Here is a 15,400-nt window from a genome sequence, read left to right as displayed (position 1 = left end):
TATGACTACTTCGACTACCAGATTGACCATTATGCCGTTCCCGCAGCACTGGGATGGCACGGTATTGAAGATGAATATCCTGGTCATGCCCCACGAGGACCCGACGACTCCCTTTGCGGTCAATGTACCTTCTGGGGTAACGGCGTCACCATTTGCCAGTGTCCGATTGAAGTTTGATGCAATGATCATCGACAGCCTGGATATGATGCCACGCCCGGTAGACGTTACACACACGGTGGTACTCAGCACCACCCCGCCAGCCGATTCACTGACACTCTTCCAGCAATTGGCCCGTTCATTCAAAATCACCAAGCCTTCCAATGTAATTAATCCCGTCAGCGCGTCAACGGTTATTCAGAAATACTTGCCGAATAGTTATCGCCATTCTTTTTCTTTCTCCCAGCCCCGGACCCCTTATGCGAAAACCGACGACAGCTACCAATGTGCTATCAAAGACAGGAAAGAGGGCCTGCCAAAGCCCATTTATAGCACCGACGAAGTCAGTTGGGGGAAAGTTTTTGCTCTAGCCTTGCGCCAGCCTATCTTGGCGCGCCGTCTGGGGTTTGTATATGAAGTGGATTTCACGCTGCCAGCGGGTGTCTATGCAGACGGGGGTTGGCTATATATTGATCTGGATAATACCAGCGAGTACCATGCGCAGATAGTGGCACAACCTGATATTGTAAAGCGCTATGCGGCGCGCATCCCAGCGCTGTCGTCCCCAAGAAGCCTCTTCGCCGCAGTCCAATTCCCGGTTTCCGATGCACCCGTCCCCGGCAATTACGACCCAATTTTCATTGAAGCAGAAGATTACGATGATGGCTTTGCCAAGATAGTCCATTGTATACAGCCCGTGAGCGCCAATTTGCTGCTTGAACCCGGACAGGAGCAGAACGGGCTTCCGCCCACGCGGGATTTTGGCGTACGGCTGGGATGGGACGATGAGCAACTGCTCATCTGGCAAAATCGTCAAATGACCCTCGATCCCGATCTGGGAATTCAGGTGGACGCGCCGATGGGGACGTTTAACTATCGGGTGGACGTCAGGAAAAACGGCGACGACGACACAAAGTGGAATTCCCTGGTGAAGGTGCACGGGGACTTGCAGCTCAGTGGAATCGACCTTGGCACAATTGATGCTGAACTTGGCATCGAAGTCGGGCCAGTGCAGTTAGAAGGGCAGAAACAGGGCGTTTTCTGGCTGCCAGCCTACTACACCCAGTGGACAGGCACCTCGCTGATCATCAAGGATGAAAGGGCGGCTAAGCTAGGCGGCACTGATGCCGTTTTGAAGAAGCAAATGCAAGGTGTAGATGCGGAAAAAGTACCTTTGCGATACGGGGAGATATATGATTTCCGGGTCCGCTTTGCCGATACTACCGGCGGTGGTCCACAAGAACAGGACGTTCCCCTCAACGGCGGACCTGCTCCCTTTGGAACGTGCCGCTTCCGCCGATATTTGCCCCCCATGAAAGCACGTGTCCAGGATCTTGACCTCGACCCACCCCCTGCTACATCGCCGAGCAGCTATAGAGTCTACAGGCCCTTATTAGGTTATCCCTCCCTGCTCTTTACCGGGCTGCCTAACGCTTACAATTTGCTACTGGCAGACTTTCCCACGGCATTGACTCAGAGCAGAGAGGCTGGCTACTTCGACCCTGACGTGGACTTTTTGAGAATTGAAGTAGCTGTTAAAGCGCCGGAAATGGATACACTCCTCTCGCAGCGTGGCAATGAAGCATATTACCCTTTATTTACCACGATTCGCACCTTTCCGGAGGATATTACCCAACCTTTCGACCTGCCTGTTGAATTTCATGATGCACTTGTCATCAAATTTGGCGATGAGTCGGATCTGGGAGATTTGCCCCTGACGACTGATAGCTCTGCACTTAAATTACCCACTTCGCGGGATATTCGCATCCGGGTTTTCCCCGTATGCAGGGCAGACCCGACTTTATCATACTTCGGCAGTCAGGAAACGCGGGTCGGCAGGGCAGTATCCATCTACACGCGCTCCGATGCGGTAGACGAAAGATCTTTGTTTGTCAATGAAAGTCCGGCCCGCCAATTTCAGTCTATCCTTTTACAACCCGATCCGACTCCTACGACCAACTTATTAGCCCTGATGGCATTAAGTGGACAGTCAACTGATACCCCGGCCAACTTATTCCAGCGGCTGGCAGAGCAACTTCAATTGAATACCGCTGGTGCCTCGCTTTTCGGCAAGCCGGGCGAAAGGATTATCTTTGGTTGTGCCAAAGGGCTGCCCCATACGCTCTCTCCCGAACATTCCACCATCACCTTTGCCAATAAAACCGATCTGGTGCAGCAGTGGATTCCAACAATCATTCTGGATATCAAGCGGGACTGGTCATGGGATGGTCTGGACATCATAAGTTTTGAAATAAAACGGAATGGCGTGGAGCTTGTCGGCATCATTGAGCTAAAGAACACCGTGAGCATAACGGCGCTCCAAGACGCGGACCGGAGCCATACGAAGCTCATCTTCTTTGACGTGGTCGATCCCAAAAATTTCTCCGGGCCATTCCCGGAACCACTTGAATTGAAATACACCATAACAGCGCATTTCAAAAAGGCTCCTGCTCAAAAGGACGCCGATAAGGAATTGACGATGACCGTCCCTGTTGCGGTCCCGCCTGCGCAGGTGCCCAGGGTTGTGTCCGCTGGCATCGCGCTCAGTCCTTACGTGCGGAGTGACGATTACTCGTCCACGGAAGCCAGGAAGAAAGTGGTGTGGATTGAGTTTGAGGAGTCTATACAGAACCCGGAAGATGGCTATTTTGCTTTTGTAAAGGCGTACGCACCCGACCCACTGCTGCTGGTAGGTCGTGATCCTGTTCCTGACCCGAAAGAAAACACGCCATTTATTCCACCAGAACTGATTCGCGTGATTACCGCCGGACAATCCGACGACCAAGCGGGCTTGAATGCCTGGCAACCACTCATTCCTTGCACCGAAATTTCACCAAGGCATTTCATCATCCCGCTGCCACCCGGTTTGAATGTAGAGTCTAACGAGCTATTTGGCTTCTTTGTGTACGAATTTTGTGTGGGTCATGCCAGAGTCTGGTCTACTGCACAGGCAAGATTTGGCCGGGCAATCCGGGTCACCGGGATTCAACATCCTGCGCCGCAGATGACGTGTACTGTAGCCCGTACCGATGACGCCATCCTCCTATCCGCCCCCTATGCAACATCCACTTATGAGGGTCGAAATGCCCTGTACACATATCCACAAACGGAAATCTGGGGAGTCTTGTATGCCCAGGTCATGCAGTTGGATGGCAAAGACTTCAGGAACATAGTGTTACGCGAAAAGAAAATGAAGGTTGAAAGGAACCAGATCGATTTAGAAAGAAAGCGCCAGGAGACTCCGCAAGAATACGGTATTTGTAGCTGGACACAGACCGAGGTCAGAGCAATGTTGCTTTACCTAGGGCTGCCGGAGAATACGCCGCTAAGCGTGCTGGCCATTGAGATGATCCCGAACTTTGAAAATGTCAATGAACCCTTGAGTACGGACCTGGGGAAAATGCGTATCTATAGAACATCTCCGCTTGAACCAGTGCCCGAACTCTGCCTTTGAGCCGTCAATTTTGCTGCTGTTTTTTAACAAACCGCAGTCTGTCCGGCTATGGTTCAAAATAAGCAGCGCTTGGCGCCAGGCTTTAACTTTACTGACCAGCACTACCAGCCAGAAACGATCAAGTGGTTTAAACTGAGGGTGTTTTACCTGACGGGTTAAAACGATCTGCTGTGGGCAAAGCCTTGATAGCCGTTCCATCCAAGTCAGCACATTGGCGATACGGCTTTCCAGTAAGGGGGTAGCCAACCTTTAGGTCTGGTGCGGTTCAGGAAACGAGGTTGGCAATAACGGGTCTTGCGGTTGCGCCTACCTCTCCGTAGTTGCCTACGGGTTAGAAGCGCATCTCTAATCTGCTGTCCCCTGTGCGTTATCTCAGCCGCGAATACCACCTCTCCAGTGGCATCGTTGACTATCGCCAGTCCGATAGTTTTGCTGCCGGGGTCTAGCTTCAAGTGCAAGTGGTATGTCTCGGCATCCGTCACTACCCGTTTCAAGATGATGGTGAAGGGATAGTGTTTGAACATGGCTGCCTTGCCTTGTGTGAGAAGCCACCGAGCGTAGCCGGGATGTATCGGGTCTAGCGGTTGCTTGTTCGTGTCCAATAGAAATACGTTGCTCAAAAGAGCCTCCTTACGGGTAATGGTTTCCTCGACAAGGTGTAAAAGGCTTGTTATGCCCGACTCCTTTGTGCCTTACCTCAGCACTCTTGAAATCGGGCGATAGAGCTACAGGCTGGAAAGCACCTGTAGGTATCATGACCTGCTACACGTAGAAGGTGTTTCAGTTCTGAGTCTGGTCAATACAGGCTCTTGGGGACTTGTTCCTCAAGCCGCCTGCTTTAGCTGGCGGTTATTGACAATAGATTCAGGTTAGCGTTTAGAATATTTGGTTGAGGGGATAAGTTTGCTTTTGAGGGATAAGTTCATCAAACAATTCTCATGTCTTGACAAAGTTGAGAATCACATTACAATTAGACTCAGGTAGAGTACAGGCGTTCCCAATGACTACCTGTGTTTATATACTCAATCTTTTGGTCATGGGTCTATCACTACTCACTAATTGAATATTTGTAATGCTATTAGAGCATTTAGTTGTAGAAAGATACAATAGAAACAAAAAAGCTGGTCAGTGACCAGCATCTAAAATGTCTATAAAATAAGAAAATCCCCTCTCAGCCCTGGAAAGCAACGGGGATTCTCAAACAAGTGCATAGCCCTCACAGGGAGGACTTTTATTTTCCTTTTACACTTAAAGGATAGCATAAGAGATTCTCCATGTCAAGAGCTAAGGAGAATTTTTTATGCCTTCTTTACAAAAGAAACAGGCTCCTCTTGAGGTTGCTTCAAGTTTTGAGTCATCGGCAAGGACGAATGGATATTTTGTCCAAGTTCCCGTAGAACTAATAAAAAACCCAAACCTCACCCCGGCTGCTCTAAAGCTTTACCTGCTGTTGCTTTCTTATTGTGGTTCCAAATCCTGCGCTTGGCCTTCACAAGGTAGGCTAGCAGAGGAAATGGGACTTTCCGAAAGACGGGTACGAGGGCTATTAAAAGAGTTGGAAGGAGCGGAATTGGTTACGGTAACGCACTCCAGCGGTACAACCAACACTTATCATCTTGGAAGACCTTCGTTAAAAAACCAAGGTGTGTCAGAAAGTAGTGAGGAAAATCTTTTCCGGAGGGGGAGGAAATATATTTCCTCCAATATACATGAATTAGAATTAAACCATGTGTGTGAAAAAGTACCATCACAATACGATTCTAACGAAGACAAAAATACACCGCTTGTTTCCACCACTGAAACTGAACCACTAGCCTATACACTACCTTCAATTCCCTCCGCTTTATTACCATCGGAAGCAGCAGAAATTGAAGCTCTACTGGTTTCAGCCGGTCTATCTCAACTCTTAAGCGAAGAACTGGCACTCCTAATCATCGGAAGAAAACGGGATATCGAGTATGTAAGGTTGATAGTACAGGCAAGTCAGAAATCTGGAATCTACAATCCTCCCGGTTTTATTCGCTTTATGCTTCTGCGCGACGCTGACCCTGTTCAGGTAAAAAAACTTGGCAGCGATGCTAGGCAGCGTAAACGACAAGTTAAAAACCCTGCTCCTATAGATTTTTCCAAATACACCACCGGTAAATATGCCTATCTAACTTGTTCTACTACCTTTGGAGAGGATACCAACACCTCCAGTCCCGAGTTTTCAGAAGAAATCATGGGCGCAAATCCTACTGAAATCCTATCTTCTGAAGAGTCTACTGCTCCATTTGAAACAGCCTTTGAATACAAAATCGAGAATGCTCCTAAAGATAGGACGGCTTTCTATATCACCGAAGACAAACCTTCGAGTCAAGAACTTTCCGATATCTGGCGCATATTGAGGATTGAACTAGATCACAGTAAATGTCTACCGGCAACGGTATCGCAATATGCTCGATTGAAACTGGATAAGGATTCAGAAAAATGCTATTTGTGGTTTCCAGATTGGGTCTGCCTGACACCCCAACAGGAAAAAACAATTTACAAAACGCTGTTGGAAATACTGCAAAAAAGGATGTTTTTGCACTTTTTACCGGGTGGGTTTGATCAGAAGATTCAGCTTGCGTAGCTGGAATAATAGCTTTTCAGATTTCCTGTTCCTGATGATTTATGCTATATTTATTACGCTACTAGCGATAACATAGCTTCAATAAGTATTGAAAGTTCATATAGTATGACTGCAAAAATAATCTGCTTGGCTCAAAATAAAGGTGGCACTGCCAAGACCTCTTCCGTTCTTAATCTTGCTGCCTGCTTGGTACAGTTCGATCTTCGGGTGTTGACGGTTGATCTTGACCAACAGTGTAACCTGACAGTATCGTTGGGGGTTGATCCAGTTGGTCTGAACCCAACCACTTTCCAGCTTATTACGGATAGTTCGGTTACGGCTCAGGATACTATTGTACACACTGCTGAAGGAATTGACCTCCTACCTGCCTCTATAAAGCTGGGGGTGCTTAATTTCTCGATACAGGAAACACTGGGTCGGGAGCGTCTTCTCTCCAAAAAAATCAGAGCTATAATCGGAAACTATGATTTTGTATTGATCGATACCCCACCTAGCTTCGACATCGCCACTTTAAACGGTCTCACTGCCGCCGATTATTTGATGGTTCCGGTTGTTCCAGAACGGTTGTGCGTGGAAGGTCTTGGCAATATGCTCAGGACTTACCAAGAAATACGCGAGAATTCCAATCCCAATCTTGAAATGCTGGGTATTTTTATAGCCCGCTATGATGGTCGGCGCACACTTCATAAAGAATTGGAGGGAGCGTTACGGGAGGAATGGGGAAATAGCGCTTTTGCCACAATCATACGTGAACGGGCTAATATGCAGGAAGCGTCTATGCGTGGTCAATCGGTTATTGCTTACCAACGTGGCAGCGACTTGTCGGCTGACTATCTGGCTCTTACTCAGGAGGTACTAGACAATGTCAGATCTGTCTAATAAGAAGAACCTCCGACCAGCCAGAATCAATATTCCTTCGCTTAATAATATTGTAGCTCGCACGGAAGGGCAGCAATTGGTGGGAACTGCTTCCTCAACCAGAGCACTGGTGGGCGCTATGATTATACCGATTGACCTTCTAATCGAAGCTAGCGAGCAAGTACGTCACGACTTCCACTCGGATAAAGCCAAAGAAGCGCTACAAGAGTTGGCTGATGATATACAGTCCAGAGGTGTTTTGGAACCGCTGATTGTACGTCGTTCTGGTGCGAATGTGCCGGAGGAGAAGCAGTATGAGATTATTGCGGGTGCGCGACGCTTTCGGGCGGCTCAACTTGCTGGGCTAAAGGAAGTGCCGGTTATTGTCAAAGATATGGATGACCGTGAGGCGAAATTTACTATGTTGGTCGAGAATATACAACGCCTTGACTTGACCGATACTGATGAAAAACGCTTCTTTTTGATGCTTCAAAGCGACTACAACTTGACCAACCGTGAAATCGCCAAATTAATCAATAAGAGCGCAATGTATGTCAATCGACGTTTAAATGATCAAGTTGAAGAGCTGGCAAAAGATAGTGAAAATGGTAACAATAGTAACGCTCCGTTACAAGACCAACCTGTAACACCAAGAATTATTCGCTTCAATCCTTCGGTATTTCGTAAATTTAACCAGGCATTGGATACTGCTTTGGTATGGGTCACGCAGACTACACCCGACACAAGAGATATTATACGTCAGAATATTTCTGAAATGGAGCAAAAACTGGCAGAACTTAAAAAACTGATATCTTTGGAAGAAGACTAGGAGATAGGTCATCTTACTACAGCCGATAAATCGGCGTAGCTTGTCCCTAGCGAGTGCTGGAACGATAGGTCGGATGACACAGGTTGACTAGACCTGCCGGATTTCTCCGGTGCGACCCACCAGCTAAAGACGGTTCTAGTCTAATCACGAACCGGGAGTATCGCTACTCCTATACCAAAGCTGGCATGGTTTAGCCCCTCTATTAGCAGGGCGTGGCAGACACTTACTGATAGCAGAGTGCTATCAGCCCTAACCGTTTCAGCCGAGTGGCGTTTGTGTCTTAAAGTGCAGCGTATGTATCTGCCTTAGCTTTACAAGCTATGAGCGAATTATAACAGGATTTGAGGCTAAACTCAAACAAACGTACTATTCGGCTAGTGTGTTTTTGGTGGCTGTCCACAGCCCGCCTGTGCCCCGTAGGGGTATAAAAGGGCGTGGCTTCCGCCACATAAGGAAAGGTTTTATTGTGATTCTGCTAATACCGGTGCGCGATTTGCTCTTGTGGGGCAGAAATGCATCGGAATACTGCCACCGCTAACGTAATTTTGAGTCGTGGGTTAGCGAATCAGGGTTTGTCACTAGATGTCCTATGCCGAAAGGCGGCTGTAGTCTATGACTTGGCGCAAAAAAGCAAAGTAGCAACCATTACCAAAATGGTAACGGTTGGATACTAGAAGAGGGAAATATGGCTCAGGGTAAAGAACTATCTCTGTTCAACGGTATCACGATTAGAAGGATTTGGCACAAAGGCGAATGGTATTACAGCATTGTAGATATTGTGGCAGCCCTTACTCAAAATGAGAAACCTAGTATCTACTGGTCTAAAGTAAAGAAACGTGCCAGAGCAGAAGGGTTTGCAGAAGGAATCGAACCTCTGAAACTTAAATCTGCCGATGGAAAGCTCAGAGAAACCGATACAGCAAACCGCGAAACAATTCTTAGACTTATCCAATCCGTACCCTCACCCAATGCAGAACCTTTCCGTATCTGGCTTGCCCAGGTTGGAGAAGAGCGTTTCCAAGAAATTGAAGATCCTTCTCTGATGCTGGAGCGAATGCGGCAGCATTATCGCAAACTTAACTACCCGGAGGAGTGGATTGAACAGCGCATACGAAATGATATTGTACGCAATGATCTTACTGATGAGTGGAGAGAGCGGGGTGCCAAAGAAGGGGTACAATTTGCCGTTTTGACAAATGAAATTCATGAGGGCACTTTCGAAGTCAGCATACAGGCACATAAAACCTATAAGCTTCTGCCATCAAAAACCAATCTGCGTGACCATATGACCGTGCTTGAGTTGGCTTTATTGTCTCTAGGAGAAGCTACTGCTATCACCCTTCATCAGGATCGGGATACGCAAGGCTTTGAAGGGTTGAAAAAGGATTCCAGAGAGGCAGGAACAGCGGCAGGGAGAGCTAGAAAAGAAATTGAGCAATCGGTAGGACATCCCGTAGTGAGCAATCAGAATTTTTTAAAGCAGCAACGCCGACCACTAGGACAGCTTTCGATGTTTGAGGAAGAAGAGGATGTTTGAGTTCGTCATAAACTACAGCCGATAAAGCGGCGTAGCTTGTCCCTGAACCGAAGTCCGAGACGATAGGCTGTATGACGGCAGCCCACCAGCGAAAGCTATACCGAGAGTAGTATGGTGGCTTATCCCTGATGTTATAGCTGACGTTTAAGATTAGGTTTCACGTGTGACAACCTCACAACCCACCCTGATAAATATCATTCAAATTGACGCAACATTGAAGGATTGCTATTATCTCATATTAAAGGTCACTGGGAACATTGCAATTTTGAGAGGAAATAAACGAGTCAATAACTACAGCCGATAAAGCGGCGTAGCTTGTCCCTAATCAGATACCCCTACGGGCACAGGCGATTGAGACGATAGGCTGATTGACGGCAGCGTTGAGGTCAGCATTTAAGCTGTGACCACAAAGTTTACAAACAAATTCAGATTGATTGCGGCGGGAACGTTTATCTACAACCCCGCAAGAGGAACAACCTTGAGAACTGTAGCGGGCATCAACATACTTAACTCTAACTCCGGCAAACTTGGCTTTGTATTCAACAAATCCTTGAATTTGTCGGAAGCTCCAGTTGCTCATAGCTCGGCGTTGAGTACGTCTGCCCTTTACCCTGTCTCGAATATCGGTCAGGTTTTCCATTGCAATCATGTCACAGGGAGAACAATTGAGAACTATAGTCTTCGAGACGCAGTGGTTCACATCACGCTGAAACCGTGCAATCTTACCAGACAGCTTTTAAAGATACCGTTTAGCAGATTTAGTGCCTTTAGCTTGAAGCGACCGGCGAAGTCGAAAGTAGCGGTTGTTTACTTCTTTCTTGGCTTTACCACCAAAGAAGTTGCGCTTGGAAGTAACCGCTATCCGGCTGCTACCCAAATCCACCCCGATAGCTTTATCGGTAGGAGTTGTATCAGCTTTATCAGTGGAAACAACGATATACAACCAGAAACTACCCTTACGGTAGATAAGGTCGGCACTATCGGTTTGCCACTCTTTTCCGAGATAGCGGTTAAAGAACTCAGGAACAAAGACAGGGATAATAGCGCGGTTGCGTTTTTGTCTTTGTTGCTGGACGTGTACAAGGCTAATCGTTCGTTTTACCCTGTCAAAAAGGTAGGAACGAGCGTCTTCTGCTAATAAGTGTCGTGCAATCGTTAAGCTATCTAGTCGATCGGTTTTAGCGCGCAACCCTCTATTGGCAGCCCATTGATGGGTGTGAGCGGGCTGGAGTAAAATTAGCTGATAGCCATGCCTGCTCAGATAGTGATAAAGGTTTTCCCAATAACGGGCGGTTGCTTCCATTCCTACCAGAGTGTGTGCCGGTACCAGACCGAGTTGGTCGAATTGAGCACACAATTTCTCGAAACCAGTCAGAGAGTTGTCGAATTCGAGCGGTTTGAGTGTGATTGTTTTATCCAACTTAAAAACTGCCACCATAAATTTTTGGCTAGCTATATCGACACCTACTAGAAATTGAGGAACTGGTGTAGCGGATGGGCTAGCTTGGCTTAGTTGCCCTGACATAAAAGTATCCTTTCGTCGGGTGTTGAATACTTTCTTTAAACCCTTTGAGAGGGCTAAGACGCTTTTACGGGAAACCCACCCGATCAGGGTAAACGTAAACTCATAACGGATTGGCAGTCTCCCTGGGGAGCTGCAACAAGCTCAATTGACGTATAAGACCCTGACGGGCGGGGAGTAATCTACTCCAGGTGGTCACGATGTGCCACAGTCACTATTGAAGTCTCTCCCGTTCTTCCCTTCAGTCTAGCACTCTATTTACTTCTCGTAAAAGGTGTGCTTCTACCATCTATGTATATGAGTCACTATAGTTCATATTTGGCGCGTAGCCATTTTGGCTACGCGCTGTTCAATAACTAGTGAGCCAAGTGTCACACTCATCGCCACTGGATAAAAAGAAATTTCGTAATAATTACGCTCAAAAACTCAGTTCCCAAGTCTTTCGTAAAGGCCACAGCCGTGACACTTGACCCACTAGTGGGTCACACCACAATTGAGTTGCCATTGCTCTAAGCTCAAAATGCTTGATTTGATAAGCAATTAGGTTAAAATAGCTATTTCAATTACCCAACATGCTTTCAGATCAAGTTAAAACGAGGATTTTTATTTCAAATCTGGCTCGAAAACCCAGATTTTGGCATTTTATGAAAGGCTCTCGTAATACTATAATGCCACGCCAAACTAAAAAAATACGCTTGGATCAACTCGTGAGTTATATTCAAACTCAAACCCCAACCAGACTTGAACTCCTTACAGAATTATATAATCTTAGAGAGTCAGGTCGCAGGATGTTTCAACGCGACCTAGAGGAACTCCGGTTGGAATATGAGATTGAGCTGGACGGGGATGGACGCTATTATCTTCCCGAAACCACTGCCACCACTAGAATCCTTTCAGCTATACTGAGTAAAGAGGAGCAAGTGTTACTCAGCCGAGTTCAGCAGGAATTTCAAACTGGTCATCCCTATGCCAGTGATGTCAGCCAGTTACTCAGTAAGTTAGCCGGACAACTTAACCAACAAATGCAACGCTTAGATAGTTCTACCCCTCTGAGTTATTTTGGACCCTATTTCGCCCGAGATTACAGTCGCTATCGCCCACTTATAGAGACGTTAGAACAGGCTATCCGTCAGCAACAGAAAATCCAATTTATTTATACTCGTCCTGTCAGTCGTTCCTCCGAAGAAATCCCTCACCACGCGGTTGAACCACAAAGTGTTGGTGTGCGAAACGGGGTCTTCTATTTATATGGCTACAATCCCAAAATGAGCCGAGTGTTTCCATTCCGCCTTGACAAAATCAAGGAGTTGCGCGTATTGCCCCAGAAGTTTGCAACCCTTCGTAAGCCGGAACTCGTGGAATTTGAATATTTACTCCATACAGACTTAGTTAAGGGCGGAATATCCGAGCGGTTTCATCAGCAAGAATTACTTGAAATCCTGTCCGATGGTCGCGCCCATGTGAAAGCCAAAGAGGAGGAGTTCTGGATTATTCAGGAAATGCTACGCTTGGGTCAAAAGGTAGAACTACTTTCCCCGCTTTACCTTCGTCAACGCCTTGCCCAAGAAATTAAAGTAATGATGAGTTATTATGCCGGAGATGAAGTTTGACCGTTAACTTATACAGTGATAAGCTATAGTCTAATTCCGTTTGAGGAATTGAAAATACTTATATAGACTTGCTAAATGCTTTAGCAGTTACAACTAATACCGTTTGAGGTATAAACCCTTCCTTTGAAAACAAGAGGGTTTATATTTTTAATGCATATATAGGTTTACTTATATAGACTAAACAACAATTACAATATTTGATAAAATAAAAACGTTGAAGGTTTTACTTGGCAGTTTTCCTCCAACGCTTAATTTGGATATAAGTTATTCTAACTGTACTATGATTGTATACCTATAACAATCTGATACGGTAAGGAGACTTCTGTATGAATCAATATATTGCAGTACAGTTAGAGTTTTGGGTGGCTATAGCACCCGATGGGAATAGCTTTTTCATCAACCCTCCTACCCCCCTGCTTTGCGAAGTCATCCAATCGAGCAATTCACAAATTGCTCTTCACGAGCTAAAAGCAGCCTGATAGTTTTTGGCTGCCTCGCTGGTTTTGAGGTAGCCTAGTTTTAGAAACGAAAAATCATCCTAATTAGTGACAAAAGTGACAAAACGACTTTGTTATAATAGGTTTAGTTTTTAATGCTGCTAATTTTTAGTAAGTTTCCATATATTATGGAATTGTATTTTCTAAAGCTAGGAGCCAGATATGGCAGAGTTTAGGATTGAATTAGGATCAATTTATTCCAGGTTAGCGACTGCGGCTGACTTAAAGGGGCTTTCGATAGAGCGGTTGCCGCTACACTATCAAAGCAAGTTACGCTATCATCAAGCCCGCGTCTGGCAAGCCTTTAACGACCCAGACTTAGATGTAATATTTGATACAGCCTTAACTGGCGATGGCAAGAGTCTGGCGGGACAGCTACCCATATTAACTCAGAATAAATGTGCCTTACTCACCTACCCCACCAACGATCTGATTAAAGATCAAGAGCGGCAAGTTGCGCGCTACATTCAAGAATTCGGGAGAAACCTCCATTTCGACACCATGTATGGGGAGCGTATCACCGAACTGATGGAAATACAGGAAATAGGTAAACGCAGTAGCCAGATTCTAAAACTGTTCAGTAGTAACGATGTATTGTTGACTAACCCAGACCTGTTTCATTTGCTAGGTAGCTACAATTATCCGGGCAGCGATGGGGAAAAACGAGATTATGTTTATGCTATTCCCCCAAATTTCGACTATTTTATCTTTGATGAATTTCATATTTTTGGCGCACCACAAGTAATTTCAATTTTGAACATTTTGAACTACCACCGAGCGATTGGTACAGGTCGAAAGCTGAAATATATCTTTCTATCGGCTACGCCCAGCAAATTATTCAAAAAATTGCTGGACAATAGCGGCTTTCGCTGGACAGAAATTGCGGGTGATTATTCAGCTGTACCAGCCTTTGGTTATACCGAAAAACCGATTGTCCAGCCTATTTCGTTGCGGCTACATCCCCTAAATGAAAAAGGCGCTTTTGCTTGGGCTGAAACTCATCTGGAAGAATTAGTAACTTTTTACCAGGCTAATCCGGGGGCGAAGGGGGTTTTTATTGCGAACTCGGTTGCCACTGCTAAACGCCTAACCAAGTTTTATCAAGCGGAATTAGAGCAGAAACATGGTATTAAGGTTGGCGAAAATACGGGTCTGACCTCTCGCGAGGAGCGTGACCGAGTGATGGGGCAAGACTCGGCGGTACAACTTATCATCGCAACCAGTACAATAGATGTGGGAGTGGATTTCAAAATAAACCTGCTTATTTTCGAGTCATCCAACGCCGGAACCTTTATCCAACGCTTAGGTCGGTTAGGTCGCCATGAGGGTTGGCAAGAGTATCGAGCTTATGCCCTCTTACCAGATTGGATAGTCGGGAAATTTGCTGCTCGCTTTGGAGATATCGGAACAAGCGTGCCACGGCTGGATTTTCTGGCGGCGATACAAGGGAGCGACAAACTGACAACGAAACCAGATGCTGCCGCCGATGCTGGAGCGATTTTTCAACCTGACCAAGAATTCAAAAATTACGCATCCAAATGGGGCTGTTTGCAAACCGCCGCTATTATCGTCAAGGCTCAGAGCAAACTTGGCGGCTTTAAATCAACTGGGGATGATGTTAAAAACCTCCGAGAGCAATACAACCGCCAGTATGGGGTAAAGGAAGGAGAAGATAATACAAAACGTTGGGTTGCAAAATATTTGGAGTTGTGGGGTAAACCGGAAGATACCAATAAAAAAGAACGCAAGATTTTGGAGGAATTGACCAGTTTTCGGGGAAGAAGCCCGCTGGCATGCGGTATTTATGATGAAACGGACGGTCACTTTAAAACTTACGATTTGTTTTTTTTGCTGGCAAATACCGAGTTTATCCCAATGTCGGAGAGTGAGTTCAGGCGCAAGGCGGGAGATGATTTCGCCAAATACCAGAGCCGCGAACTAAAACTCTATGTGCGCTTGAAAAGCTATCTGGAGGAGCGCGAAAGTTTCACTCTATATAACTCGCGCTCTTTCAAGGATAAGCTTAACCAGATAAATGTCTTTGATAACTTCACAATTCAGGACAACCGCACCCTAGCCTTGCTGCCCGATGACTCGGTTAACGATAGGTTGGCTGAACTTTCACTGGTATCTCTGGTAGTAGGAGATAAACCCAAAGATTTCAAACGTAGAAAAGCCTTAAGCCCCTTGTTTCCGGTTTATACCGTGAAAGATAAAAACGGCCTGTTGCGGAGTGTGGTTTTTGGAATGGACGCATTATTAGCCCATTCGCTGGTTTTTTACGAAAAACCTAGCGATGAGGATTCTATCTTTATCTGTTAAG

The 15,400-nt window shown here is 46.2% G+C and carries 11 protein-coding genes and 1 pseudogene; 9 read left to right on the top strand and 3 right to left on the bottom strand.

The genetic code is table 11. The features are described from left to right. Position 1: 1 nt before the first annotated feature. The gene (locus tag OZ401_RS24890) at positions 2-3,610 is read left to right on the top strand and encodes a hypothetical protein (protein ID WP_341472255.1); all 3,609 of its coding nucleotides are present in this window, start codon (positions 2-4) and stop codon (positions 3,608-3,610) included. A 171-nt stretch (positions 3,611-3,781) separates the two neighbouring features. Here OZ401_RS24890 and iscB read toward each other — a convergent pair. After that, positions 3,782-4,230: pseudogene (iscB, locus tag OZ401_RS24885) on the bottom strand (RNA-guided endonuclease IscB); the annotation flags it as partial. Positions 4,231-4,910: 680 nt separating this feature from the next. Between iscB and OZ401_RS24880 the strand changes: the two are divergent. From OZ401_RS24880 to OZ401_RS24860, 5 genes are all read left to right on the top strand, one after another. After that, on the top strand, positions 4,911-6,224 hold the full coding sequence (locus tag OZ401_RS24880) for a helix-turn-helix domain-containing protein (protein ID WP_341472254.1): 1,314 nt from the start codon (positions 4,911-4,913) through the stop codon (positions 6,222-6,224). Between the two features lie 105 nt (positions 6,225-6,329). Continuing rightward, positions 6,330-7,103: a ParA family protein gene (locus OZ401_RS24875; RefSeq protein ID WP_341472253.1), complete on the top strand. Its 774-nt coding sequence runs from the start codon at positions 6,330-6,332 to the stop codon at positions 7,101-7,103. Then, the gene (locus tag OZ401_RS24870) at positions 7,087-7,911 is read left to right on the top strand and encodes a ParB/RepB/Spo0J family partition protein (protein ID WP_341472252.1); all 825 of its coding nucleotides are present in this window, start codon (positions 7,087-7,089) and stop codon (positions 7,909-7,911) included. The genes OZ401_RS24875 and OZ401_RS24870 overlap by 17 nt, the downstream gene beginning before the upstream one ends. 512 nt (positions 7,912-8,423) lie before the next feature. Continuing rightward, the gene (locus OZ401_RS24865; protein ID WP_341472251.1) at positions 8,424-8,585 is read left to right on the top strand and encodes a hypothetical protein; all 162 of its coding nucleotides are present in this window, start codon (positions 8,424-8,426) and stop codon (positions 8,583-8,585) included. 11 nt (positions 8,586-8,596) lie between these two features. Further along, complete coding sequence (locus OZ401_RS24860; RefSeq protein ID WP_341472250.1) at positions 8,597-9,448, top strand: BRO-N domain-containing protein; 852 nt, start codon at positions 8,597-8,599, stop codon at positions 9,446-9,448. A gap of 325 nt (positions 9,449-9,773) precedes the next feature. Here the strand turns inward: OZ401_RS24860 and OZ401_RS24855 are convergent, their stop codons facing one another. Both OZ401_RS24855 and OZ401_RS24850 read right to left on the bottom strand, forming a co-directional pair. Further along, positions 9,774-10,181, bottom strand: a complete 408-nt coding sequence (locus OZ401_RS24855; protein WP_341472277.1) for an RNA-guided endonuclease InsQ/TnpB family protein — start codon at positions 10,179-10,181, stop codon at positions 9,774-9,776. Between the two features lie 3 nt (positions 10,182-10,184). Beyond that, a complete protein-coding gene (locus tag OZ401_RS24850) occupies positions 10,185-10,973 on the bottom strand; it encodes an IS110 family transposase (RefSeq protein ID WP_341472249.1) in 789 nt (262 codons plus the stop codon). A 785-nt stretch (positions 10,974-11,758) separates the two neighbouring features. On the opposite strand from OZ401_RS24850, the gene OZ401_RS24845 reads away from it, so the two are divergent. The 3 genes from OZ401_RS24845 to cas3 all read left to right on the top strand — a co-directional run bounded on the left by OZ401_RS24845 (position 11,759) and on the right by cas3 (position 15,399). Beyond that, positions 11,759-12,580 (top strand): helix-turn-helix transcriptional regulator, encoded by an 822-nt coding sequence (locus tag OZ401_RS24845; RefSeq protein ID WP_341472248.1) that lies wholly within the window; start codon positions 11,759-11,761, stop codon positions 12,578-12,580. A 326-nt stretch (positions 12,581-12,906) separates the two neighbouring features. Next, positions 12,907-13,059 carry a hypothetical protein gene (locus OZ401_RS24840; protein WP_341472247.1) on the top strand — a complete coding sequence of 51 codons (153 nt, stop codon included), beginning with the start codon at positions 12,907-12,909 and terminating at the stop codon, positions 13,057-13,059. Positions 13,060-13,239: 180 nt separating this feature from the next. Beyond that, positions 13,240-15,399: a type I-D CRISPR-associated helicase Cas3' gene (gene cas3, locus OZ401_RS24835; protein WP_341472246.1), complete on the top strand. Its 2,160-nt coding sequence runs from the start codon at positions 13,240-13,242 to the stop codon at positions 15,397-15,399. Position 15,400: the final 1 nt, after the last annotated feature.

The organism is Candidatus Chlorohelix allophototropha, assembly GCF_030389965.1.
GTDB lineage: Bacteria > Chloroflexota > Chloroflexia > Chloroheliales > Chloroheliaceae > Chlorohelix > Chlorohelix allophototropha.
This window is presented reverse-complemented; position numbering and strand designations above follow the sequence as displayed.